The organism is Paenibacillus rhizoryzae, assembly GCF_059686995.1.
Genome location: NZ_JCAALT010000018.1, coordinates 15067 through 37731, shown reverse-complemented (window position 1 = coordinate 37731; position 22665 = coordinate 15067). Strand labels below are relative to the sequence as shown.

Here is a 22665-nt window from a genome sequence, read left to right as displayed (position 1 = left end):
ATGGCAAAGCTAGTCATCATTACAGGCATGTCCGGTGCAGGTAAAACGATTGCGGTACAGAGCCTGGAGGATCTCGGATTTTTCTGCGTAGATAATCTTCCGCCGGTGCTCATTCCGAAGTTTGCGGAGCTCATAGAACAGTCCAATGGCAAAATCGGTAAAGTCGCACTCGTCATCGATTTACGAGGACGCGAGTTTTTCACGGCCTTGTCAGAGTCGCTGAATTATATGAAAGAGCACTACACGATTGGGTACGAGATTCTCTTCCTGGATGCAACGGATGGCGTGCTCGTGCAGCGTTATAAGGAAAGCCGCCGGCTTCATCCGCTGGCTCCGGAAGGATTGCCGCTGGAAGGCATCAAGCTGGAGAGACGTATTCTTGAGGATTTGAAAGGCTGGGCGACGCAGGTTATTGATACAAGTAATCTGAAGCCGGCTCAACTGAAAGAACGAATCATGTCTCGCTTCACGAACTCGGACCTTAATACGATCTCTATCAATGTCACGTCATTTGGATTCAAATATGGAATCCCAATCGATGCCGATCTCATATATGATGTTCGTTTTCTCCCGAATCCGCACTATGTCGATCATCTGCGTCCCAATACAGGTCAAGATCCTGAAGTGTTCGAGTATGTGATGAAATGGCCGGAAACACAGGCGTTCCTCACGAAGCTGCTCGACATGCTGCAGTTTCTTATTCCCCTTTATCGGAAAGAAGGCAAGAGCCAAGTGGTCATCGGGATCGGTTGTACGGGCGGGAAACACCGTTCGGTCGCCATTGCCGAATATTTAGGCCGCATGCTTGGCAGCAGTGACACAGAGCTCGTTCGAGTCAGTCATCGAGATTCAGATCGTGATCGGAGCTGAGGTAAGCGTGGCAGAACGGAGAAAAGAACAGAAGCCCCGAATTGTCGTCATCGGCGGGGGCACAGGGCTATCGGTCATGCTGCGCGGATTGAAAGAGAAGCCGCTTGATATTACGGCCATCGTCACGGTGGCAGATGACGGCGGAAGCTCCGGTATTCTGCGTAATGAACTGCAGATGCCGCCTCCGGGCGATATCCGCAACGTTTTGATTGCCCTTGCTGACGTTGAGCCGCTTCTCTCCGATTTGCTGCAATATCGGTTTAATACCGGAACCGGACTTGCGGGTCACAGCTTAGGCAACTTGATGTTAGCTGCTATGACCGACATATCCGGTGATTTCGTGTCCGGCGTCCGGATGCTCAGTAAAGTACTTGCAGTTCGCGGACGTGTGCTGCCGGCTGCAGGTGAAGCGATTGTGCTGAAGGCGGAGACGGTGGATGGCACCATTATTACAGGCGAGTCGAATATTCCGAAGGCAGGTAAAGCGATCAAGCGGGTATTTATTGAGCCCGCAGATGTCGAGCCGCTGGAAGAAGCCGTTGAGGCGATCCGTGAAGCCGATGCGATTTTGATCGGTCCGGGCAGTCTCTACACCAGCATTATCCCGAATTTGCTAGTGCCTAAACTGGCGCAAGCCATTGTCGATTCGAATGCGGTGAAGATGTTCGTCTGTAATGTGATGACGCAGCCGGGAGAAACGGACAATTATTCGGTAAGCGACCATTTGGCTGCAGTACATGCGCATATCGGTCATCATCTGTTCGATTATGTTATCGTCAACGACGGTGAGATTCCCGAACAGGTGCAAAATAAGTACGCCGAACGAGGTGCAAAAGCTGTACATCTTGATCTCGAAGAAGTGAAACGGCGCGGCTATGAAGTTATTGCAGACCGGCTCGTCCTTTTTCGCACGTATTTACGTCATGATGCAGCTAGGTTAAGTCATCATATTTATCAGCTTGTGGAAAACTGGATGGAACGAAAGAGGTGAGTTACATTGTCTTTTGCGGGACAAACCAAAAAAGAATTGACGCTCATCGAAGCCGATCCGTGCTGTGAGAAGGCGGAGCTCTCTGCACTGATTCGAATGAACGGCTCGGTTTCGTTGTCGAGCCGAAAGGTTATACTCGATATATCGACGGAAAATGCGGCGATCGCAAGACGGATCTATTCACTCATTAAGAAGCAATTCGCGGTTCATACGGAGCTGCTGGTGCGCAAGAAGATGAGATTGAAGAAGAACAACGTTTATATCGTGCGGATTCCGGCCAACGTGCAAGAGATATTGAGCGACCTCAAAATTGTCTCCGAGGGCTTTATGTTTAACCAGGGCATCGACCGAGACATAATTCGCAAGTCATGCTGCAAACGCTCCTATCTGCGCGGCGCGTTCCTGGCCGGGGGTTCCGTAAATAACCCGGAAGGATCGTCCTACCACCTGGAGATTGCCACCATGTATGAGGAGCACTGTCAAGCGCTTGTGGAGCTGGCGAATAAGTTTGATCTCAACGCCCGCTGCATCGAACGTAAGAAAGGGTTTATCTTCTACATGAAAGAGGGCGAGAAAATTATTGAGCTCCTCAGCATCATCGGTGCCCACCAAGCGCTCTTCAAATTCGAGGATGTGCGTATCATGCGTGATATGCGTAACTCCGTCAACCGGATCGTGAACTGCGAGACGGCGAATTTGAATAAGACGATTGGTGCCGCTGTGAGGCAGATCGATAATATCAAGCTGCTCGAGCGTGAGGTGGGGCTGGATACACTGCCTGATAAGCTTCGCGAGGTGGCCAATATACGGCTTATGCATCCGGATTTGAATTTAACGGAAGTCGGCGAGATGCTCAAAGGCAAGGTGAGCAAGTCAGGCGTGAACCACCGTTTGCGCAAAATCGACGAGTTGGCCGAAAAATTAAGGAACGGTTAGGCAGAAGGCTAGTGTAGACTTTAGAAAAGTGATATAATAGCGAATAAAATGACTTGGTGCAAATGATCGCAGGATTGAATTTCGTATAGGGGGTAAGGTTTCCATGACAAGGCATCCGGTTGTCGTTCGACTGAAGACAGGTCTTCATGCAAGACCGGCCGCACTTTTTGTTCAGGAAGCGAACAAGTTTTCTTCCGAGGTGTTCGTAGAGAAAGACGATAAAAAAGTGAATGCAAAATCGATTATGGGTATTATGAGTCTTGCTATCAGCTCAGGTACTGAGGTTACAATAAGCGCGGAAGGTTCCGACGCCGATCAAGCTGTAACCGCTTTAGTCAACCTGGTTAGCAAGGAAGAGCTAGAAAACCAATAATCAGACATAAACGACTCGAAGAAGCTCCCTATTGGGGGTTTTTTCTATTTTATGGTCCAATTTATGGATGTACGGCGCAACAAAGCGTGAGGGAGCAGCGTCTGAGTAGATAGAACCAAATATGGAGATTGAAGGGGGCTGAACGTGATGAAGAAGATGCAATCCAAATGGCTGTTGGTACCTGTACTGGCACTGGCGGTAGGTGTAGGGGCTATGTTTGGAGCAAGCGGTCATGGCAGCAATGAGGTGTATGCGGTGGATAATGGGAGTCTTGTTCAGAAAAGCACGATTACTGTAGCAGGTACAGGCAAGCTGGAAGCGGCACCGGATGTGGCGTACTTGAGCGTGGCGGTTGAGGCGCGCGCGGCAACGGCGAAGGAAGCTCAGTCGAAGAATGCGACACAGTTTGCAGGCTTGAAGAAAGTGCTGTTCGATACGTACAAGATGAATGCCAAGGACGTGAAGACGGTCGGCTTCTATGTGCAAGCGGAATACGAATACAACAGCAAAGACGGCACAAACAAAATCAAAGGCTATGTATCCGTGCATAACATTCAAATTACGACACGTGACTTAGAGGGTATCGGCAAATTGCTGGATGATCTGTCGGAGAATGGCGCAAATCGGGTAGATGGGGTACAGTTCAACACAGAGAAGCAGGAGCAATATGAGATTCAAGCGCTTGAGAAAGCAATGGCTAATGCCAAAGCGAAAGCGGCAGCGCTTGCGAAGGCTGCAGGCAAACAAGTGAAGGAAGTCATCAGCATCTCGCAAAACGGCACTAGCAGCGGACCAATCTACTATGGCCGAGATCAAATGGCTCCGGAAGCAGCAGGTATGGCCGATAAAGCGGAGACAAGTGTGCAAACAGGCGTCATTAACGTTTCTGCAGACGTTACAGTCGTCTATGAAATGCAATAATAATACAGCGGATTATTAGGCGAAAAAATAAGGCAGACCTCTCTCCGGCGTGGAGAAGGGTCTGCCTTATATGATGAACTGGCAGTTATGCGATCTGGAACATAAGTTAGGCTAACGATTTCCGATCATCAGTGGTGGACAAGCCGCGCTGCTCAATGGCATGTTCAATCAATGCAATAAACTCTTCGGATAAACGCATCGCTCTAGCTTCATGGTAGACTTCAATTAAGTGAGTGTCGCTAAGCGGACGCAGCAGGAGAGACTTGTCCTGCATGGGCAAGAAGAGATTCTGATTATCTGTGTTAACTGGGGCATGCTGAAAAGTAGGCTCAAACGATGGCGTGTAAGAAGTATATACGCTGCCAGAATCACTGGATCGAATGAAATTTCGCACGCTTGCGAATGGGTTCGTAAGTTTCATGCGTGTGCAACTCCGTTTATATTAGATTTCCGAAACGTAACCTAAGTGACGGTGGATATGGAATCATTTAGTACATCTTATCATGATTTATTGGAGCAGTCCGCACCCATTCAGCGCTTCAAATTGTCATTGACAGACTGTGTGAACTGTGTTAATGCAAATAAAAAGAGCGTTAATCCGGCGAAGGATTAACGCTCTTTCATGTTCTTATGAACAAAGACTTACAGTTTCTCGATAACCTTGTCAACGAGGCCGTAAGCTGCCGCTTCAGCAGCGGACATGAAGTAATCACGGTCGGTGTCGCGCTCGATCTTCTCAAGCGTTTGACCCGTGTTCTCCACCAAAATCCGGTTCAGCGTATCGCGAGTTTTCAAGATGTGCTTCGCACGGATCTCGATATCGCTCGCTTGACCTTGCGCACCGCCAAGCGGCTGATGAATCATCACTTCGCTGTTAGGAAGCGCGTAACGCTTGCCTTTGGCACCGGCCGCAAGCAAGAATGCCCCCATCGAAGCAGCCATGCCCACGCAGATGGTGGAAACAGACGGTTTAATGAAATTCATCGTATCGAAAATGGCGAGACCTGCAGAGACCGAACCGCCAGGGCTGTTGATGTAAAGCGAGATGTCCTTATCCGGATCGTCGGCTGCAAGGAATAATAGCTGCGCGATAATGGAGTTAGCTACCATATCGTTGACTGGCGTGCCTAGGAATACAATTCGATCCTTCAGCAAACGGGAGTAAATGTCATATGCGCGTTCGCCGCGGTTGTTCGATTCGATAACCATTGGTACGAAACTCATCGTAAGTCCCTCCTCAAGAACATTCATTTAGTGGTGAAACGCAGAACCGGCAATCGGAGTGGAATAGCCTTCGATTGTGGAGCTGCTAATAAATTCATCATAACGGATTACGGATTAAAAGTCAAAGATGGTCAAATTGTCTGTAAACAGGCAAATAAGGCCCAGATGAAGGTTACATTCAAGCAGAAATGGGGATGCTGTTTGAGGTGAGCTTTCTGCCTGGAACATGAAGAAGGACCCTCCGATTAATCGGAAGGTCCTTCATTATGAGTCATTCATTATTGTTATAATGGCGCGCCCGCGAGGAATTGAACCTCGATCTCAGGCTCCGGAGGCCTACGTCATATCCATTGGACCACGGGCGCAAAGTGACAGCGAAGATAAGTATATGTGATTGAGGGTAGAAAAGCAAGATCATTAGATAAATTAATTTTGTGCAAATCGTGACGGGAAACGGTTTCATTAGGCAAACTGATCTTGCCCCTGCCATGAGTTTGGGTTACAATAGGTGTGGGACTTAAAAAGAGCATATGGGACGAAACGTGTCCCTGCAATTGTCCCAAGAGATACGAAGCCTCTCTCTGCAACAGGAGTTGATGTTGGAAGATGCAATCTCTCATCGAAATACAGCAGCAGCTTCTGCCAGACTTACTTATCGTCATGAGGAAAAGGTATCTTATTCTCCGTCAGGTCATGCTATCAGATATGATCGGCCGGCGCACATTAGCAGCTTCACTCGATATGACAGAGCGGGTGCTGCGCGCGGAAACGGATTTTCTCAAAGCACAGGAGCTTCTCCTCATTGATGCTGCAGGGATGCGGATCAGTGATGCCGGTAAACGGCTGCTTGAGGATATGGAGCCTTTCTACAAAGCGATGTTCGGATTGTCGGAGCTGGAAGAGAGAATTCGCAAGCATTTTGGATTAAAGCAAGTTGTGATCGTCTCGGGCGATTCCGATGCTTCCCCTCATACGAAGCGGGAGCTGGGCCGAGCAGGATGCGCGGTGCTGAGCAAAGCGATGAAGAACGACGATGTCATTGCCGTAACCGGCGGATCGACATTGGCCCAAGTCGCTAACCAGCTGAATTCGCAAACACCGCTCAAAGGCAATTGGTTTGTACCGGCACGCGGCGGACTGGGCGAAAGCTTGGACTACCAAGCTAACACGATTGTTTCGACAATGGCTAAGCGAACAGGTGCGCAATACCGGATGCTTCATGTGCCGGATCACTTGGGCGAAGAAGCGTACACCTCCTTGATGCAGGAACCTAATGTGAGGGAGATCGTGGAAGTTATTCGCAAAGCCCGCATCGTCATTCATGGGATCGGGGACGCTATGGTAATGGCTCGTCGCAGACGGGTGGATGCGGCGGTTGTCGACGCACTCAAGGCAGAAGGAGCGCTTGCGGAATCATTCGGGTACTATTTTGACCGGAGCGGTTCTGTCGTTCATAAGATGCTTACCGCGGGTCTTCGAATCGAAGACATTATGGAAACTGAGGTTGTCATTGCGATTGCAGGCGGCCGCAGTAAAGGCGAGGCGATCGCAGCGGTGATGCGCTTCGGACATGATGATGTACTCGTCACCGACGAGGCAGCTGCCCTTGAAATTGCAGCGATCATCGATCAGGAACAGTAAGTGATGTGATCTTGACGAGTGGACCGCCGGAAACCGGTGTCCAACGCCTCGTCTTGAGATAAATGAAATTATGCCTAGGAGGAAACTAAAATGGTAAAAGTTGGTATTAACGGATTTGGTCGTATCGGCCGTAACGTGTTCCGCGCAGCATTGAACAACCCGAATGTACAAGTGGTGGCTGTTAACGATTTGACAGACACCAATACACTGGCTCACCTGCTTAAATATGACACTACACATGGCAAGCTGGAAGCTACTGTAGAAGCTAAAGAAGGCGCGCTGATCGTAAATGGCCGTGAAATCAAGGTTTTTGCTGAACGTAACCCTGAGAACCTTCCATGGGCTTCTGTAGGCGCTGAAATCGTTGTTGAATCCACTGGTATTTTCACAGCGAAAGACAAAGCTGAGCTTCACTTGAAAGGCGGCGCGAAGAAAGTAATCATCTCCGCTCCAGCTACTAACGAAGACATCACAATCGTAATGGGCGTTAACGAAGATAAATACGATGCTTCCGCTCACACAATCATCTCCAACGCTTCTTGCACAACGAACTGCCTTGCACCATTCGCTAAAGTAATCAACGACAAGTTCGGTATCGTAAAAGGTATGATGACTACAATTCACTCGTACACTAACGATCAATCCGTATTGGACGTTCCACATAAAGACCTGCGCCGTGCTCGCGCTGCTGCAGAAAACATCATTCCTTCATCCACAGGCGCTGCTAAAGCAGTATCCCTTGTACTGCCTGAGCTGAAAGGCAAACTTAACGGTATGGCTATGCGTGTTCCTACGCCTAACGTATCCGTAACCGATCTGGTTGCTGAACTGAAAGTTAACGTAACTGTTGACGAAGTAAACGCAGCATTGAAAGATGCAGCCGAAACTTCCCTTAAAGGCATCATGAACTACTCCGATGAGCCGCTTGTATCGAGCGACTACAACAGCGACCCAGCTTCCTCCACAATCGACGCTTTGTCGACTATGGTTGTTGAAGGCAACATGGTTAAAATCATTTCTTGGTACGACAACGAGTGGGGCTACTCCAACCGTGTAGTTGACCTTGCTGCTTACATCGCATCCAAAGGTCTGTAAGACATCCCCTTAAGTCCCCCTTGAATTTGGGGGTACCAAGGGACTCTATGAGGACCCAATAACCGTCGAAGGAGCTGCTTGTGGCAGCTCCTTCGCGATAGTTTGCGGATGCCTGCCATACGACTTAGAGTTCAAGAGATTTTAACGCATCTGCGGGTCCCTTTATTGGGATCCGGATGCTTCTTTTTATTAACGGTTGCCCGTTGCAACCTGCAAGAGCCGGTTTCCCTGGGGGAAACTAGAGCAAAAACATATAGATATAAACCTGCAACAGACTGCGGGATGGATAGCAAGCGGAGAATTTAAATATACTTAAGACCTTTATCATGGGGTTCCCGGGAGGATTTCACTAATGAACAAGAAGAGTGTGCGTGACGTTGAAGTAGCCGGTAAACGTGTATTTGTTCGTGTGGATTTTAACGTACCAATGGAGAACGGTGCGATTACGGATGATACGCGTATTCGCGAGACGCTGCCTACCATCAAGTATCTGATCGAGAACGGTGCGAAAGTGATTTTGGCGAGCCACCTGGGACGTCCAAAAGGTCAAGTCGTTGAAGGCATGCGTTTGACTGAAGCCGGCGTGCGGTTATCGCAATTGCTTGGCAAGCCGGTTGTCAAAACAGACGAAGCGGTTGGCGAGTCTGTTAAAGCGCAAGTAGCTGCTCTTAAAGAAGGCGACGTGCTCTTGCTGGAGAACGTTCGTTTCTATGAGGGTGAAGAGAAGAACGATCCGGAACTGGCGAAAGCTTTTGCCGAGTTGGCTGATCTGTTCGTAAATGATGCTTTCGGCGCTGCTCACCGCGCTCATGCATCGACTGAAGGTATCGCACACTATCTGCCGGCTGTATCCGGTCTTCTGATGGAGAAAGAGCTTGACGTGCTTGGCCGCGCGCTCTTGAAACCGGAACGTCCATTCACGGCGATTGTCGGCGGATCTAAAGTTAAAGACAAAATCGACGTTATCAACAAAATGATCGAAATCGCGGATAACATCATTATCGGCGGCGGTCTTTCCTATACGTTCTTCAAAGCACAAGGCCATGAAATCGGCCAATCGCTCTGCGACAACTCCAAGCTTGACCTGGCACTTGAGTTTATCGAGAAAGCCAAATCGATGGGCAAGCAGTTCCTGCTGCCGGTTGATATTGTCATTACGGACGAGTTCAGCGCGAAAGCAAACACGCAAATCGTTGATGTTGACGGCATTCCTGCTGAATGGGAAGGCATCGACATCGGTCCGAAAACACGTGAGCTGTATGCAGATGTAATCAAAAACTCCAAGCTGGTTGTATGGAACGGACCGATGGGCGTATTTGAAATCGAGCCATTCTCGCACGGTACGCGTGCGGTTGCGGCAGCTTGCGCTGATACAGCAGCTTACACGATTATCGGCGGCGGCGATTCCGCGGCAGCTGCAGAGAAGTTTGGTCTGGCTGACAAGATGGACCACATCTCCACTGGCGGCGGCGCATCTTTGGAATTCATGGAAGGCAAGGCGCTTCCGGGCGTTGTTGCACTGAACGACAAGTAAGGGATAAGAGGAGCGAATAACGATGCGTAAACCAATCATTGCAGGCAACTGGAAAATGTTCAAAACGGTTTCTGAAGCGACGGCATTCTTCGCAGACGTTAAAGGCAAAGCAGAGGTTGACGGTGTTGAAACGGTCATCTGCGCGCCATTCACAACATTGCCTGCGCTTGTAGAAGCGGCTAAAGGCACAGCGATCGCAATTGGCGCACAAAACGTTCACTTCGAGGACAACGGTGCGTTCACGGGCGAAATCAGCGGCGTTATGCTGAAAGACCTCGGCGTTCAATATGTCATTATTGGTCACTCGGAGCGCCGCGCATATTTTGCGGAATCCGATGAGATTGTAAATAAGAAAGTCCATGCTGCATTCAAACACGGCCTAACGCCTATCGTATGTGTGGGGGAGAAGCTGGAAGAGCGTGAAGCAGAGCAAACGAAATCGGTTTGTAAAGTTCAAACCGAAGCTGCCTTCCAAGGCTTGTCCGCAGCACAAGCGGCAGAAGTAGTTGTTGCCTATGAGCCAATCTGGGCGATCGGCACAGGCAAATCTTCGACTTCCGCTGATGCGGAAGACGTAATCGCGTTCATCCGCGATGTTATCGCCGGCCTGTACGATGCGGCAACAGCAAACGCGGTTCGCATTCAATACGGCGGCAGCGTGAAGCCGAACAACGTAAGCGAATATCTGGGTCAATCCAATATCGACGGCGCATTGGTCGGCGGTGCAAGCTTAGAGCCTGCATCCTTCATCGCACTTGTCGAGGGGGCGAAGTAAGATGACAGCTCCGGTTGCACTCATTATTTTGGACGGATTCGGTTTGCGTAACGATGTTACCGGCAATGCGGTTGCACAAGCGAATAAACCGAACTACGATCGCTACTGGAACACCTACCCGCACACGACATTAACGGCGTGCGGAGAGGCGGTAGGCTTGCCGGAAGGTCAAATGGGCAACTCCGAGGTTGGCCATCTGAACATCGGCGCAGGTCGTATCGTATATCAAGACCTGACTCGCATCAGCAAGTCGATCCGCGACGGTGAATTCTTCGACAACGAGACGTTGATGGGCGCCATCCGCCACGTGAAAGAGAATGGCAAGAAGCTGCACTTGTACGGCCTGCTGTCTGACGGCGGCGTACACAGCCATATTGCGCACTTGTTCGCATTGCTTGAGCTTGCGAAGAAGGAAGAAATCGAGGAAGTGTACATCCATGCGTTCCTGGACGGCCGCGACGTGTCGCCGGACAGTGCAAAAGGATACCTCGAGCAGCTAACGGCGAAGATCGCAGAACTCGGCGTAGGCAAAATCGCGACTGTACAAGGTCGCTACTACGCGATGGACCGCGACAAACGTTGGGAGCGTACCGAGAAATCGTACCGCGCCATGGTTTATGGAGATGGACCGCAATATAAAGATCCGATCCAAGCCGTTGTGGAATCCTACGAGAAATCAGTCTATGACGAGTTCGTCATGCCGACTGTAATCGTGAAAGAAGACGGCAGCCCGGTAGGCGTCGTGGAATCCGAAGATGCGGTTATCTTCTTCAACTTCCGTCCTGACCGTGCCATTCAGCTGTCGCAAGTGTTTACAAACAGCGACTTCCGCGGTTTCGACCGTGGTCCGAAAGCGCCGGAGAATCTCTACTTTGTCTGTTTGACGCTGTTCAGTGAAACCGTAGGCGGATTCGTTGCGTATAAGCCGAAGAACCTCGATAACACGCTGGGTGAAGTGCTCGTGCAGAATGGGAAGCGTCAGCTTCGCATTGCCGAGACGGAGAAATACCCGCATGTGACGTTCTTCTTCAGCGGCGGCCGCGACGCAGAGCTTCCGGGCGAGACACGTATTCTGATTCCTTCTCCGAAGGTAGCCACGTACGATCTTCAGCCGGAAATGAGCGCCTATGAAGTAGCGGCTGCAGCCGTGAAAGAAATCGAAGCAGATCGTCAAGATGTGATCATCTTGAACTTCGCGAATCCGGATATGGTAGGCCACTCCGGTATGCTTGAGCCGACAATCAAAGCGGTTGAAGCGACTGACGCGTGTCTGGGCCAAGTAGTAGAAGCGGTGCTGGCAAAAGGCGGCGTATGTCTGATTACGGCTGACCACGGCAATGCTGATATGGTGATCGATGAGAACGGCCGTCCGTTCACAGCCCATACGACAAACCCGGTTCCATTCATCGTGACGAAGCAGGTTGGACCTCTTCGTGAAGGCGGCATCCTTGCGGATATCGCGCCGACTATTTTGTCTCTTGCAGGTCTTCCGAAGCCTGAAGAGATGACAGGCACACCTCTTGTGCAAGGATAAGCCACGCCACCGATGGATGGCGACAGCCGGTTCACCGGGTTTACTATAATCATTCATGCGTTTAATGGTTAATGACGATAAAAAAGTAAAGAATCAATCAAAATTAAAGGAGTGTTTTCGAATATGTCTATCATTACTGACGTTTATGCACGCGAAGTACTTGATTCCCGCGGTAACCCTACAGTTGAAGTTGAGGTTATGCTGGAGTCCGGCGGCAAAGGCCGCGCAATCGTTCCATCCGGTGCTTCCACTGGTGCCTACGAAGCTGTTGAGCTTCGTGACGGCGACAAATCCCGTTACCTGGGTAAAGGCGTTCTTCAAGCAGTAGAGAACGTAAACACAATCATCGCTCCTGAAATCATCGGCCTGGATTCGCTTGACCAAGTACTGATCGACCGTAAAATGATCCAGCTTGACGGCACGCACAACAAAGGCAAATTGGGTGCTAACGCAATTCTTGCCGTATCCATGGCTTGCGCGCGTGCAGCAGCTGACGCGCTTGATGTACCTCTTTACACATACCTTGGCGGATTCAACGCGAAAACACTGCCAGTACCAATGATGAACATCGTTAACGGCGGCGAGCACGCAGACAACAATATCGACGTTCAAGAGTTCATGGTTCTGCCGGTTGGCGCTGAAAGCTTCAAAGAAGCGCTTCGTATCGGTACGGAAATCTTCCACAACCTGAAATCGGTTCTGAAAGATAAAGGCCTGAACACAGCAGTAGGCGACGAAGGCGGTTTCGCACCGAACCTTGGTTCCAACGAAGAAGCAATCACTACAATTATCTCCGCTATCGAGCGCGCAGGCTACAAGCCGGGCGTTGACGTATTCCTCGGTATGGACGTTGCTTCCACTGAGTTCTACAAAGACGGCAAATACCACCTCGAAGGCGAAGGCCGTTCGTTCACTTCCGCTGAGTTCGTAGACCTGCTTGCTTCGTGGGTTGAGAAGTACCCAATCATCACAATCGAAGACGGTTGCTCCGAAGACGACTGGGAAGGTTGGAAATTGCTCACTGACAAATTGGGCGGCAAAGTCCAACTCGTTGGCGATGACCTGTTCGTAACAAACACAGAGCGTCTGTCTGACGGTATCGACAAAGGTGTAGGTAACTCCATCCTGGTTAAAGTAAACCAAATCGGTTCCCTGACGGAAACATTCGATGCGATCGAAATGGCAAAACGCGCTGGCTACACAGCTGTAATCTCCCACCGTTCCGGTGAGTCCGAAGACAGCACAATTGCAGACATCGCAGTAGCGACAAATGCTGGCCAAATCAAAACAGGCGCTCCGTCCCGTACGGACCGCGTTGCAAAATACAACCAATTGCTTCGCATCGAAGACCAATTGGGTTCCACAGCACAATACGCGGGCAAAAGCGCGTTTTACAACCTGAAAAACTTTAAGTAAGTTTCAAAGGAAAAACGGCTAAAGCCAAAATGGCATAAGAGTGTCCCAAAAGGTGAGGTAGTTTAAGCCTAGGCATTCGCTATAATTAGGGAGAGATAACAGGGCGCAAGACCTGTTGCTCTCCCTTTTTGCATGGAAAGAACAGGAAGGGCAGAACAAAAAACTATAGAGCTATGAGGTGGAAGCATTGGCTAAACCGGTTGTTGGCTTACAGTTGTATACGCTTCGTGATCAAACGGAGAAGGATTTCATCGGTACGATTCGCAAAGTAGCCGAAATGGGCTACAAAGCAGTAGAATTTGCAGGGTACTTCAATACGCCTGCGAAGGAATTGAAAGCATTGCTGGACGAGCTTGGCTTGCAGGCGCCATCGGCGCATGTCGGACTAAACTTCGGTGAGCCTGAGAAAATCGAAGCCGATCTGGCAAAGCAAATTGAATATGCGAAAGAAATCGGCCTTCAATATATCGTGACACCATGGGCACCGCTGCCTGAGAACCCAACGGCAGAAGACGTGAACAAGCTCGCGGACATTCTGGCTGCAGCTGGTAAGCAAGTAAAAGAAGCCGGACTGATCTACGGCTATCATAATCATGATTTCGAATTCAAACTGGTTGACGGCAAGCCGGTTATTGATCTGCTTCTGGAGAAAGTGCCTGCAGAATACCTCATAGCTGAATTTGATTTCGGCTGGGTACACATGGGCGGACAGAATCCGGTTGATTATGCAAACCGTTATGCGGGCCGTTTGCCTTTGGCGCACTTTAAAGATTTTGGCCAAGGCCGCAGCGACACCGAGGTGGGCAAAGGGATCGTGAATTTGAAAGGCGTCCTGGATGTAGCCGAGCAATCGGGCATTCAATACATTTTCGTGGAACAAGAACAGTTCGTTTCTTCGTCGCTGGAGAGCGCGAAGATCAGCCTTGATTTCTTCCGCGAGAACGGCTATCTATAAGCGATCAATGAGAAAGGCTCTGCGGTTCCCGTTTAGGGGACTGCGGAGCTTTTTTTGGCATGGTGCTAAATAAACCGGGAAAGCTTGCGGAATTGGCCAGGAGGCACACCGGTGTGCTGTTTAAACCATTTGGTAAAGTTGTGGATGGAACCGGCTTGAAGCTCATCGGCGATGGTAAGGAGCGAGTGCTCGGAATGAGCGAGCAGCTCCTTGGCAAGCTGCAGCTTACGGCTCATGAAATATTCGTAAGGCGTTGTTCCCAGCTGTGCGCGGAAGAGTCTTGCAATATGATCAGGGTGGTAGGAGCTCCACTGTCCAAGCCAGTTGTGGCTGTAGCGCTCGCGTGCGTGTTCGTCGCATTTGGCCGCAATCGCGCTGATGATCGGGGATAGCGGCTGCTGATTGCTGACCGTGCGAAGTTCCTCTTGCTTCATTGCAGCAAGCAGCTCCAGCAGCAGACCACGAAGCAGGGGAGCCGTATACGCTCGCGGTTCGGCACTATAGCATTCGGCTAGGCGAGCGAAGCGGGACTCGAACCGCTCAACAGACAGCTGGCGCACATCTTGGAACAAGAGGCTGTCCTCCGGTTGCAGAGCGCTTCCAACCAGCATCCGGTTATCTTGCTTCGTGTCTTGCGCCGGGTCGAATTTGGCGGTATCGCGAATCTTAATCCCTGTGCTTCTTTCGGAGGGGTTATATTCTTCCCAGCTGAAGTGTAAGCCGTACAAGAGAAACGGAGCTGCTTCATCGGCGATGAAATGATGTACCGTATCAGGGCCATAGTAGAATAAGCTCCCGGGGAGAGCACTATAATGCTCGCCTTGTATATTGGCTGTTCCATGGCCAGCGGCAACGAATATAAATTGATGCTCATCGATGACCCTGGGACCGAAGGAGAAGCCCGGCAGACACTGCAGTTTATTGGCATACCACACAGCAGGCTGAAGCGACTGCCAGCTTACAGCCGGCATGGAACTATAATTCAAGATGACTGCCTCCTCAAAGGAATCAGGATGTCGGTAAGAGTTAAAAAGGCGTCGGATGCAAATAAATACACCGCTTTCACCTAAGCATATAATGGAATTATGAAGTCGACAATCGACAAATTCCTAATGGGATGAAAGGGCGGGATGGCGATGGATCCGGCGATCAAACCGGCAACGCGGTCTTTCGAAGATGCAACACCTTTATTGGCGGTACCTGAGGAATTGAGACGTGAAGCAGAGAAGAAAGGGTATTTGTTCTTTAAGCATTTCTTCACACGAGAAGAAGTGATAGAGCTTCGGGGGCAAATGCTGAATGTTCTGCATGATGAAGGGCTCCTGGACCCTGCGGCGCCGCTGCTTGATGGTATTGGCAATCAACCAATCATTGACGAAATGACGGTCGAAGAGCTGAACTGGAATGGGATCGGGACGACGCAGCAGGTCTATCATAAGGTTCAGAAGCTGGAATCGTTCCACGCTGTAGCTCATCATCCCAAGCTTCTCGGGTTGTTTGACACGTTATTCGGAGAACGCACCTTCCCGCATCCCCGTAATATTGCCCGTATCATGCTGCCAAGCGACAAGCTGAACGTAACGCCGCCTCATCAGGATTTTCTCCATATTCAAGGCAGTTACACAACATGGACCTGTTGGGCTCCGATCGGGGATGTGCCTAGAGCACTCGGCGGTCTATCGGTTCTTGAAGGCAGCCATGATACCGGTTTGCTTGGCGTTACGGCTAATCCAGGTGCCGGCGGACTGGAGTCGATTCTGTGCGGGCTTGGCTATGAGTGGGCAGAGACGGACTATGAAGCGGGCGATATTCTGATTTTCCACAGCTTGACGGTGCATAAGGCGCTTGCGAATACGATCCCGGGACGGGTGAGGCTGTCACTGGACTTGCGTTTCCAACCTGCGAGCCAGCCGATCGAGAATGCATCCTTGCTGCCGCACGGGCCTTTCGAATGGGATGAACTGTACGAAGGCTGGACACGCGAGGAGCTGCAGTACTATTGGAAGAAGGAGCAGTTCACGTTCCTGCCGTTCAACGAGGAGATCCGCTGGCAGAAGGACAAAATCTGTTAGCTTGTATTAGCCACCTTGCTATGGTACAATAATATTGCTGTTTCTAGGTCTTGTCTCCTTAGGCAAGGCACGGCAAACTTTAAATTTGCTCCTTGTGCGCAGGAGGTGGAACTATGGAAATCACTTTTAAAATTTTGCTTATCATTTTCTCCTTGGCTCTGATCTCAGTTGTACTTTTACAAAAAGGGAAGAGCGCTGGGTTGTCGGGTGCTATTTCCGGCGGTGCTGAGCACTTGTTCGGTAAAACGAAAGCACGCGGCTTGGACCTATTCTTGCAGCGTATGACAATCGCAGTCGCAGCAGGCTTCTTCATTACTGCTCTGATTGTTGCGTACCTAGTTAAGGCGTAAATGAAATAAGATGTACAGAAAGCGGGCTTAGGGCTCGCTTTTTTTGTTGCTTATGCAAACTGGAAAAAGTTTACTCAATACATGCGGCAGGCGAAAAATGTTATTTTTGCCGGGCTGGCGCGGATGGTGGCCATACCTTTCGTGTATACTATATAGTATATGGCAATCTATCAACCGACTGCTGCATAAACGTTGATTGGATTGAACGAACCTCGGGATCGTTCAGCATTCAGCAAAATGGGATTGACGGCATCGCGGTACATGAGGTGAGAAGTTATGGTAACAGAGCAGCAGCTGCTGGAGTTTATGCGTGAGCAGGCGTACAAGCCGATGACCTACCAAGAGCTAGATAAGCAGCTGGGCGGAGAGGGAGATGCGGCGTCGTTCCGCAATTTCCTGGTAGTCTTAAACGAGCTGGAGAATGAGGGTAAAATCGTACGGAATTCCAGCGACCGCTACGGGCTTCCGGAGCGGATGAATTTGGTGCGCGGACGGGTACAGGCGCATGCGAAAGGTTTTGCATTCCTAATCCCTGAGGACAAGGGACATGGCGATGTGTACATTAACGCCAACGATTTGAAGAGCGCGATGAACGGCGATATCGTGCTCCTGCGCGTCACTTCGAAGAGCGCATCCGGCGGCCGCATGGAAGGCGAAGTCGTGAAGATTATCGAGCGTGCCGTGACGCAAATTGTCGGAACATTTGATCATCATGAATCGTACGGGTTCGTGCTGCCGGATGATAAGCGGATTAATCGGGATATTTTTATTCCGCAAGGTCAATTTAAAGGTGCGGTAACCGGTCAAAAGGTCGTCGTGCGCATCGTGTCCTATCCGGAAGGCCGTTCGGCGGCCGAAGGTGAAATCGTCGAGGTGCTCGGTCATAAGGATGACCCGGGCATCGATATTCTCTCGATTATTCGGAAGCATCAGCTTCCGGAGAGTTTCCCTGCCGACGTTATGGCAGAAGCCGAAGCAGCGCCGGATTCCATCACAGAGGATGAGCTTGTACGTCAAGGCCGCCGCGATCTGCGCGACAAGGTCATTGTGACAATCGATGGCGAGGATGCAAAAGATCTGGATGATGCGGTCAATGTTGAACGCCTCGAGAACGGTAACTTTGTGCTGGGCGTGCATATCGCCGATGTCGGCTATTACGTGAAGGAAAACTCGGCGCTGGACCAAGAAGCGTACCGCCGCGGATGCAGCGTGTACTTGGTTGACCGTGTTATCCCGATGCTGCCTCACCGGTTATCGAACGGGATCTGTTCCTTGAATCCGAAGGTGGATCGATTGACGCTTTCCTGCGAAATGGAGTTTGATGCAGCAACGCTCAAACGCGTGCGCCATGAGGTGTTTACGAGCGTCATTCGGACGAAAGAGCGGATGACTTATACGAATGTACGCAAAATCGTGGCCGACGAAGATCCTGAGGTTATGGAGCGCTATGCCGAACTGGTGCCGACGTTCAAGCTGATGGAAGAGCTTGCGATGCGCCTGAGGGGCATGCGGATGAAGCGGGGCGCGATTGATTTTGACTTTATCGAGTCCAAGGTCATTGTGGACAGCGATGGCAAAGCGGTTGACATCGTGAAACGCGAACGCTCGATTGCGGAGTCGATTATTGAAGAATTCATGCTTGCGGCGAATGAAACGGTTGCGGAGCATTTCTATTGGCTCAAGGTACCGTTCCTGTACCGGACGCATGATAATCCGGATCAAGAGAAGCTGCTGCATTTCGTGCAATTTGCGGCTAACTTCGGTTATACGATTAAAGGCAAGGGCGGAAGCGTCATTCATCCGCGTGCGCTCCAGACGCTGCTTGAAGATGTGCGCGGCTCCAAGGAGCAAACGGTCATTTCGACGGTGATGCTGCGTTCGATGAAGCAAGCGAAATACGATGCAGAGAGTCTCGGCCACTTCGGCCTTGCTGCTGAATTCTATTCGCACTTCACGTCGCCGATTCGGCGTTATCCCGATCTTGTCATCCATCGCGTCATGCGCGAGGTATTCGAGAACGGCGGCACGCTGACAGATGCCCGCCAGGAAGCGCTGGCCGCGCGGATGCCCGATATTGCGCAGCAGTCGTCGGAGCGGGAGCGTGTGGCGGTTGAGGCGGAACGCGATACGGAGAAGCTGAAGAAATGCGAGTATATGCTCGATAAGGTCGGCGAGGAATTCGACGGCATCATCAGCAGCGTGACGAGCTTCGGTATCTTCGTGGAGCTGCCTAATACGGTCGAGGGGCTCATTCGTTTGAGCGAGCTCTCGGACGATTATTATCACTTCCACGAGCAGCACATGCTGCTTATCGGCGAGCGGACGTCGAAGACGTACCGCATCGGCGATGAGGTGCGCATCCGCGTGGAGCGGGTGAACATGGATGAGCATACCATTGATTTTGGGATGCTCGAGAATAAGAGCGCTGACGGCGCCGACCGTGCGCGCGAGTACGGGTTTGGCGGCCGCAGCGGAGCCGGCCGCGGTTCGCGCAGCGGCGGCGGAGGCCGCGAGCGTGGCGGTGCAGCCGCGCAGCGCAGCGCCGGCGGGCGCGGAGGCGGCAGCGCGCCAGCAGCGGCGGCGCGCGAAGCGGCCGTGGGGCCGCGCGGACGCGGCCAGCGGCGCGGAGGCGCAGCTGCGGCGGAGCCGGGCGTGACGCGCAGCGGAGCGGGAGCGCCGCAGGCGGAGCGCGGCGGCAGCGAGCGCGGCGGACGCCGGCGCAAGGGCCGCGGCGGCGAAGCAGCGCGCAGCGGCGGAGCGGCGACGCAAGGCGCGGGAGTCGCGCCGGTGCGTCGCGAAGGCGATGCGCGCGCATGGAAGCCGGAGGATGATTTCAACCTCGATCGGCTTCTCGGTACGGATGGTGCTGCACGCAGTGGCGGTGAATCCGGTGAAAAGCGTAAAGCAGTCCGCACGGATATGTGGGGCTTGCCAATCTTGAACGCAGGATCACTTAAGGATAATGGGGAAGATCCGGATGCTTACCGTTCACGCGGCCGCGATGGCGGCGGCCGAGGCCGTTCCGGCGGCGGAGACCGCGGATTTGGCGGTCGTTCTTCCGGCTCCGGTCGTGGCGGGTCATCCCGTTCCGGCGGAGGGAACGGTGGCGGCGGTGCAGCTGGCGGAACCGGCTCTCGCCGCAAGAAACCAGCCGGCGACGGGTCTTCTCCTCAAGCTACGCCGGCAACTGATGCAGGCGGCACTGGCAACGCAACCAACGCCGGTACTGGCGGCGTCGGCCCGAAGCCGCGCAAGAAGAAGAAAAACGGCAACTCGACCGCAGCTTTTGTGCGGAAGAAACGCTTGTAGGACGCGGATCGAGCTTGCTTTTACCAAATCTTGATTTCAATCTGTAAAGTTGTTACAATGGACTCCTGACTGCAATGGTTAGGAGTCCGTTTATTAAGGAGAGAGGTGGGGTAGAAGTGGCGAAGAAGAGTGACGGGAAACAGCTCGCACAGAATAAGAAGGCTTCCCATGACTATTTCATCGAGGATACCTTTGAAGCGGGCATGGTGCTAATGGGAAGTGAAATTAAATCGCTTCGAATGGGACGGGCCAACATTGGCGATGCGTTTGCTACGATTCGGAACGGTGAGATCTTCATTCACAATTTGCACATCAGTCCTTTCGAGCAAGGTAACCGAAGCAATCCGGATGATCCGACAAGGACGCGTAAGTTACTGATGCACAAGGCACAGATTCACAAGCTGCTTGGGTTGTCCAAGCAAGATGGCTACGCTATTGTTCCGCTCAAGATTTACGTTCGCAATGGTTACGCGAAGCTGCTGATCGGCCTTGGTAAAGGGAAGAAACAGTACGACAAACGCGAATCGGCGGCGAAGAAGGATGCACAACGCGATATTCAGCGTGCATTGCGCGAGAAACAGAAGGTTGCCAGATAAGTTGCTCGGTTGGCTGACTGGATATAATGGCTGATCGTCGCCAACTCTTCCAGCAAGACATGCCTTCACGAAGTCGGCACCTGTGTTATACTAAGTAAGCAACGAACGAAGTATCGTTTTACATGCTCAAGTACGTTGAGACTGCCTGAACGTTAGGCGGGACCAGTCGACAGAGCGTCTTACCTGCTAAACGGAACGTATGGAGCCGTTTATGCGACATTGGGGGCGTTTATGGATTCGACGGGGATAGTTCGAGCATGGGTTGCGGGTAGTGGGGACGCGTCCACTTCATCAACGCTAAAGCCTATTAAACGGCAAATCACAAAACAACTACGCTTTAGCAGCTTAATAACCTGTTAGCGTGCTCCTCCTCAGCATCGCCCATGTGACTGGGATAGGGGCTCACATATAGTGGGATACGCCGCTTCGGTCTCCGCCTGGGGTCGACGGAAGAAGATAATCAGGCTGACCCAACGCAGAGCCGGTTACGGGGCGCTGCTCGGGTGACATCAAAACTGTGACTACACCCGTAGAAGCCTGTGTGGCGTTGTCTTCGGACAGGGGTTCAAATCCCCTCGCCTCCACCAAATGTAAACCACATCCGCATGAGGATGTGGTTTTTGCTATTTAATGGCTCAACAGATTTTCAGCAACCTTTTAGGTAGACTTAAGCTTCCTTTTAGGATCGCCCTGCATAATAGAGTCACCAAGAGCACAGGAGGATGATCCTAATGGATGCAAATAAGGAAATGAACAAAGAATTCGATAACTCCACCGAAGGCCTGACAATATATCGCTATGATTCCTCAAAGAAAGTGACAACCTTGCAGAGGATGTATGACGAAGCAATCGCGGCGAATGAGGGAGAGGGAGCTTCCGGAGGCGGCGCGAATCGATCCAGACGAACGTCGGCTAAATCGATCCTGGCAGCTTTTCTTGTCGGCGCTTTAGTAGTTGGAGGGCTAACCTATATGTCCGATCGAATGAACTTGTTCGGCGGAGGGACATCCAGTATAGTCCAGACAGTAGTGTCGAGCGGTGGCTCTAATTCCGCCGATGCCGGATTAACGACCGCTTCGCTCAAATCCTCTACGGAGAACTTCGCTTCGGTATTTAAGCAAGCGAACCCTGCAGTCGTGGAGATTGCAAATTATGGGGTGGAGAATAACCAGTCGAATCCCAACCTCTTCGGCAGAAACGGCAGTCGGTCGGGCAGTCGGCAGCAGTCGCTGCAAAGCAGCGAAGATCCAGTGCTGAAGGGAACCGGGTCCGGATTCTTTTTCAATAAAAACGGTTATATTCTGACGAACCAGCACGTCATTGCAGATGCCGCGGAGCTTAAGGTGACCGTCCCCGGATACGACGAGCCGCTTAAGGCCACGGTTGTCAACGCGAACGAAGATCTGGATTTAGCGGTGCTCAAGGTTGAAAACCCAGAGGGGAAAGGTTTTCCGGCTCTAAGTTTCGGTGATTCGGATCAGGCGAACATCGGCGACTGGGTCGTCGCGATCGGCAATCCATACGGTTTGGATCACACGATGACGATCGGCGTGCTTAGCGCGAAAGAGCGTCCGATTACGGTCACGGAAGACGATGGTTCTGAGCATCCATACAAACATCTTCTGCAAACCGACGCTTCGATTAACCCCGGCAATTCGGGCGGACCGCTATTAAACGAAAAAGGCGAAGTAATCGGAGTGAATACCGCTGTCAACTCCGAAGCGCAAGGCATGGGATTCGCCATATCGTCCAGTACGATTCTGGATGCAGTGAAGGAGATGATGGCGGGAACGACGGAAAGTTCTTTGTGACCTGCCGCGGACTAGAAGCTAGTCGCCTCCGCCAAGTAAATCCACAACCATTTGGGTTGTGGATTTTTATTATGAATATAAGATGGCTTGATATGAAAAATGAGCGCGCGAAATTCGCAGCAACCGTAAATTCGCATAAAATACTTCAAATGGCTAAGACAAACCTTCTCTCGTAAATGGTATAATCTGATATATTATGAGATTGCGTGATGATGATAAATGCTTTTAGCGTCGCTAACGAATGATTTGGATGACGTGGACA

The 22665-nt window shown here is 51.3% G+C and carries 20 protein-coding genes, 1 tRNA gene and 1 other RNA gene; 18 read left to right on the top strand and 4 right to left on the bottom strand.

Annotated elements, in window-relative coordinates; translation table 11 throughout:
- The 5 genes from rapZ to AC6ESO_RS29495 all read left to right on the top strand — a co-directional run bounded on the left by rapZ (position 1) and on the right by AC6ESO_RS29495 (position 4091).
- Positions 1-870, top strand: coding sequence for an RNase adapter RapZ (gene rapZ, locus AC6ESO_RS29515; RefSeq protein WP_091225630.1), 870 nt, complete (start codon positions 1-3; stop codon positions 868-870).
- Between the two features lie 7 nt (positions 871-877).
- Positions 878-1861, top strand: a complete 984-nt coding sequence (locus AC6ESO_RS29510) for a uridine diphosphate-N-acetylglucosamine-binding protein YvcK (RefSeq protein ID WP_494822218.1) — start codon at positions 878-880, stop codon at positions 1859-1861.
- Positions 1862-1867: 6 nt separating this feature from the next.
- Positions 1868-2797, top strand: a complete 930-nt coding sequence (gene whiA / locus AC6ESO_RS29505) for a DNA-binding protein WhiA (protein WP_497094463.1) — start codon at positions 1868-1870, stop codon at positions 2795-2797.
- A 103-nt stretch (positions 2798-2900) separates the two neighbouring features.
- Positions 2901-3170: an HPr family phosphocarrier protein gene (locus tag AC6ESO_RS29500; RefSeq protein ID WP_090583454.1), complete on the top strand. Its 270-nt coding sequence runs from the start codon at positions 2901-2903 to the stop codon at positions 3168-3170.
- Positions 3171-3317: 147 nt separating this feature from the next.
- Positions 3318-4091: an SIMPL domain-containing protein gene (locus AC6ESO_RS29495; RefSeq protein WP_497094462.1), complete on the top strand. Its 774-nt coding sequence runs from the start codon at positions 3318-3320 to the stop codon at positions 4089-4091.
- 106 nt (positions 4092-4197) lie between these two features.
- On the opposite strand, the gene AC6ESO_RS29490 is transcribed toward AC6ESO_RS29495, so the two are convergent.
- From AC6ESO_RS29490 to AC6ESO_RS29480, 3 genes are all read right to left on the bottom strand, one after another.
- A complete protein-coding gene (locus AC6ESO_RS29490; RefSeq protein ID WP_494822215.1) occupies positions 4198-4512 on the bottom strand; it encodes a sporulation histidine kinase inhibitor Sda in 315 nt (104 codons plus the stop codon).
- Between the two features lie 221 nt (positions 4513-4733).
- On the bottom strand, positions 4734-5315 hold the full coding sequence (clpP, locus tag AC6ESO_RS29485) for an ATP-dependent Clp endopeptidase proteolytic subunit ClpP (RefSeq protein WP_091225604.1): 582 nt from the start codon (positions 5313-5315) through the stop codon (positions 4734-4736).
- Positions 5316-5605: 290 nt separating this feature from the next.
- Positions 5606-5680 (bottom strand) — tRNA-Arg (locus AC6ESO_RS29480).
- A gap of 241 nt (positions 5681-5921) precedes the next feature.
- Between AC6ESO_RS29480 and AC6ESO_RS29475 the strand changes: the two genes are divergently transcribed.
- The 7 genes from AC6ESO_RS29475 to AC6ESO_RS29445 all read left to right on the top strand — a co-directional run bounded on the left by AC6ESO_RS29475 (position 5922) and on the right by AC6ESO_RS29445 (position 14265).
- On the top strand, positions 5922-6956 hold the full coding sequence (locus tag AC6ESO_RS29475; protein ID WP_494822214.1) for a sugar-binding domain-containing protein: 1035 nt from the start codon (positions 5922-5924) through the stop codon (positions 6954-6956).
- A gap of 90 nt (positions 6957-7046) precedes the next feature.
- A complete protein-coding gene (gene gap / locus AC6ESO_RS29470; protein WP_475784701.1) occupies positions 7047-8051 on the top strand; it encodes a type I glyceraldehyde-3-phosphate dehydrogenase in 1005 nt (334 codons plus the stop codon).
- A 352-nt stretch (positions 8052-8403) separates the two neighbouring features.
- Positions 8404-9585, top strand: coding sequence for a phosphoglycerate kinase (locus AC6ESO_RS29465; protein WP_497094461.1), 1182 nt, complete (start codon positions 8404-8406; stop codon positions 9583-9585).
- Between the two features lie 22 nt (positions 9586-9607).
- On the top strand, positions 9608-10360 hold the full coding sequence (gene tpiA, locus AC6ESO_RS29460) for a triose-phosphate isomerase (protein ID WP_497094460.1): 753 nt from the start codon (positions 9608-9610) through the stop codon (positions 10358-10360).
- 1 nt (position 10361) lies between these two features.
- A complete protein-coding gene (gene gpmI / locus AC6ESO_RS29455) occupies positions 10362-11894 on the top strand; it encodes a 2,3-bisphosphoglycerate-independent phosphoglycerate mutase (protein ID WP_497094459.1) in 1533 nt (510 codons plus the stop codon).
- Between the two features lie 123 nt (positions 11895-12017).
- A complete protein-coding gene (gene eno / locus AC6ESO_RS29450; RefSeq protein ID WP_497094458.1) occupies positions 12018-13310 on the top strand; it encodes a phosphopyruvate hydratase in 1293 nt (430 codons plus the stop codon).
- Between the two features lie 187 nt (positions 13311-13497).
- Positions 13498-14265 (top strand): sugar phosphate isomerase/epimerase family protein, encoded by a 768-nt coding sequence (locus AC6ESO_RS29445; RefSeq protein ID WP_497094457.1) that lies wholly within the window; start codon positions 13498-13500, stop codon positions 14263-14265.
- A 65-nt stretch (positions 14266-14330) separates the two neighbouring features.
- Here the strand turns inward: AC6ESO_RS29445 and AC6ESO_RS29440 are convergent, their stop codons facing one another.
- Positions 14331-15251: an AraC family transcriptional regulator gene (locus tag AC6ESO_RS29440; protein WP_497094456.1), complete on the bottom strand. Its 921-nt coding sequence runs from the start codon at positions 15249-15251 to the stop codon at positions 14331-14333.
- 144 nt (positions 15252-15395) lie between these two features.
- On the opposite strand from AC6ESO_RS29440, the gene AC6ESO_RS29435 reads away from it, so the two are divergent.
- From AC6ESO_RS29435 to AC6ESO_RS29410, 6 genes are all read left to right on the top strand, one after another.
- On the top strand, positions 15396-16337 hold the full coding sequence (locus AC6ESO_RS29435; RefSeq protein ID WP_497094455.1) for a phytanoyl-CoA dioxygenase family protein: 942 nt from the start codon (positions 15396-15398) through the stop codon (positions 16335-16337).
- 113 nt (positions 16338-16450) lie between these two features.
- Positions 16451-16687 (top strand): preprotein translocase subunit SecG, encoded by a 237-nt coding sequence (gene secG, locus AC6ESO_RS29430; protein WP_091225614.1) that lies wholly within the window; start codon positions 16451-16453, stop codon positions 16685-16687.
- Positions 16688-16963: 276 nt separating this feature from the next.
- On the top strand, positions 16964-19996 hold the full coding sequence (gene rnr / locus AC6ESO_RS29425) for a ribonuclease R (RefSeq protein WP_497094454.1): 3033 nt from the start codon (positions 16964-16966) through the stop codon (positions 19994-19996).
- A 116-nt stretch (positions 19997-20112) separates the two neighbouring features.
- The gene (smpB, locus tag AC6ESO_RS29420) at positions 20113-20592 is read left to right on the top strand and encodes an SsrA-binding protein SmpB (protein ID WP_494822206.1); all 480 of its coding nucleotides are present in this window, start codon (positions 20113-20115) and stop codon (positions 20590-20592) included.
- 221 nt (positions 20593-20813) lie between these two features.
- Positions 20814-21179, top strand: a transfer-messenger RNA (tmRNA) gene (gene ssrA / locus AC6ESO_RS29415).
- A 144-nt stretch (positions 21180-21323) separates the two neighbouring features.
- Positions 21324-22403, top strand: a complete 1080-nt coding sequence (locus AC6ESO_RS29410; protein ID WP_497094453.1) for a S1C family serine protease — start codon at positions 21324-21326, stop codon at positions 22401-22403.
- Positions 22404-22665: the final 262 nt, after the last annotated feature.

What these genes read in the sequence shown, in the direction of transcription:
- AC6ESO_RS29490 (WP_494822215.1), bottom strand. Translation starts at nt 4,512, where the DNA reads ATGAAACTTACGAACCCATTCGCAAGCGTGCGAAATTTCATTCGATCC.
- AC6ESO_RS29435 (WP_497094455.1), top strand. Translation starts at nt 15,396, where the DNA reads ATGGCGATGGATCCGGCGATCAAACCGGCAACGCGGTCTTTCGAAGAT.
- rnr (WP_497094454.1), top strand. Translation starts at nt 16,964, where the DNA reads ATGGTAACAGAGCAGCAGCTGCTGGAGTTTATGCGTGAGCAGGCGTAC.
- AC6ESO_RS29495 (WP_497094462.1), top strand. Translation starts at nt 3,318, where the DNA reads ATGAAGAAGATGCAATCCAAATGGCTGTTGGTACCTGTACTGGCACTG.
- tpiA (WP_497094460.1), top strand. Translation starts at nt 9,608, where the DNA reads ATGCGTAAACCAATCATTGCAGGCAACTGGAAAATGTTCAAAACGGTT.
- clpP (WP_091225604.1), bottom strand. Translation starts at nt 5,315, where the DNA reads ATGAGTTTCGTACCAATGGTTATCGAATCGAACAACCGCGGCGAACGC.
- AC6ESO_RS29500 (WP_090583454.1), top strand. Translation starts at nt 2,901, where the DNA reads ATGACAAGGCATCCGGTTGTCGTTCGACTGAAGACAGGTCTTCATGCA.
- AC6ESO_RS29465 (WP_497094461.1), top strand. Translation starts at nt 8,404, where the DNA reads ATGAACAAGAAGAGTGTGCGTGACGTTGAAGTAGCCGGTAAACGTGTA.
- eno (WP_497094458.1), top strand. Translation starts at nt 12,018, where the DNA reads ATGTCTATCATTACTGACGTTTATGCACGCGAAGTACTTGATTCCCGC.
- secG (WP_091225614.1), top strand. Translation starts at nt 16,451, where the DNA reads ATGGAAATCACTTTTAAAATTTTGCTTATCATTTTCTCCTTGGCTCTG.
- AC6ESO_RS29410 (WP_497094453.1), top strand. Translation starts at nt 21,324, where the DNA reads ATGGATGCAAATAAGGAAATGAACAAAGAATTCGATAACTCCACCGAA.
- rapZ (WP_091225630.1), top strand. Translation starts at nt 1, where the DNA reads ATGGCAAAGCTAGTCATCATTACAGGCATGTCCGGTGCAGGTAAAACG.
- gpmI (WP_497094459.1), top strand. Translation starts at nt 10,362, where the DNA reads ATGACAGCTCCGGTTGCACTCATTATTTTGGACGGATTCGGTTTGCGT.
- AC6ESO_RS29475 (WP_494822214.1), top strand. Translation starts at nt 5,922, where the DNA reads ATGCAATCTCTCATCGAAATACAGCAGCAGCTTCTGCCAGACTTACTT.
- gap (WP_475784701.1), top strand. Translation starts at nt 7,047, where the DNA reads ATGGTAAAAGTTGGTATTAACGGATTTGGTCGTATCGGCCGTAACGTG.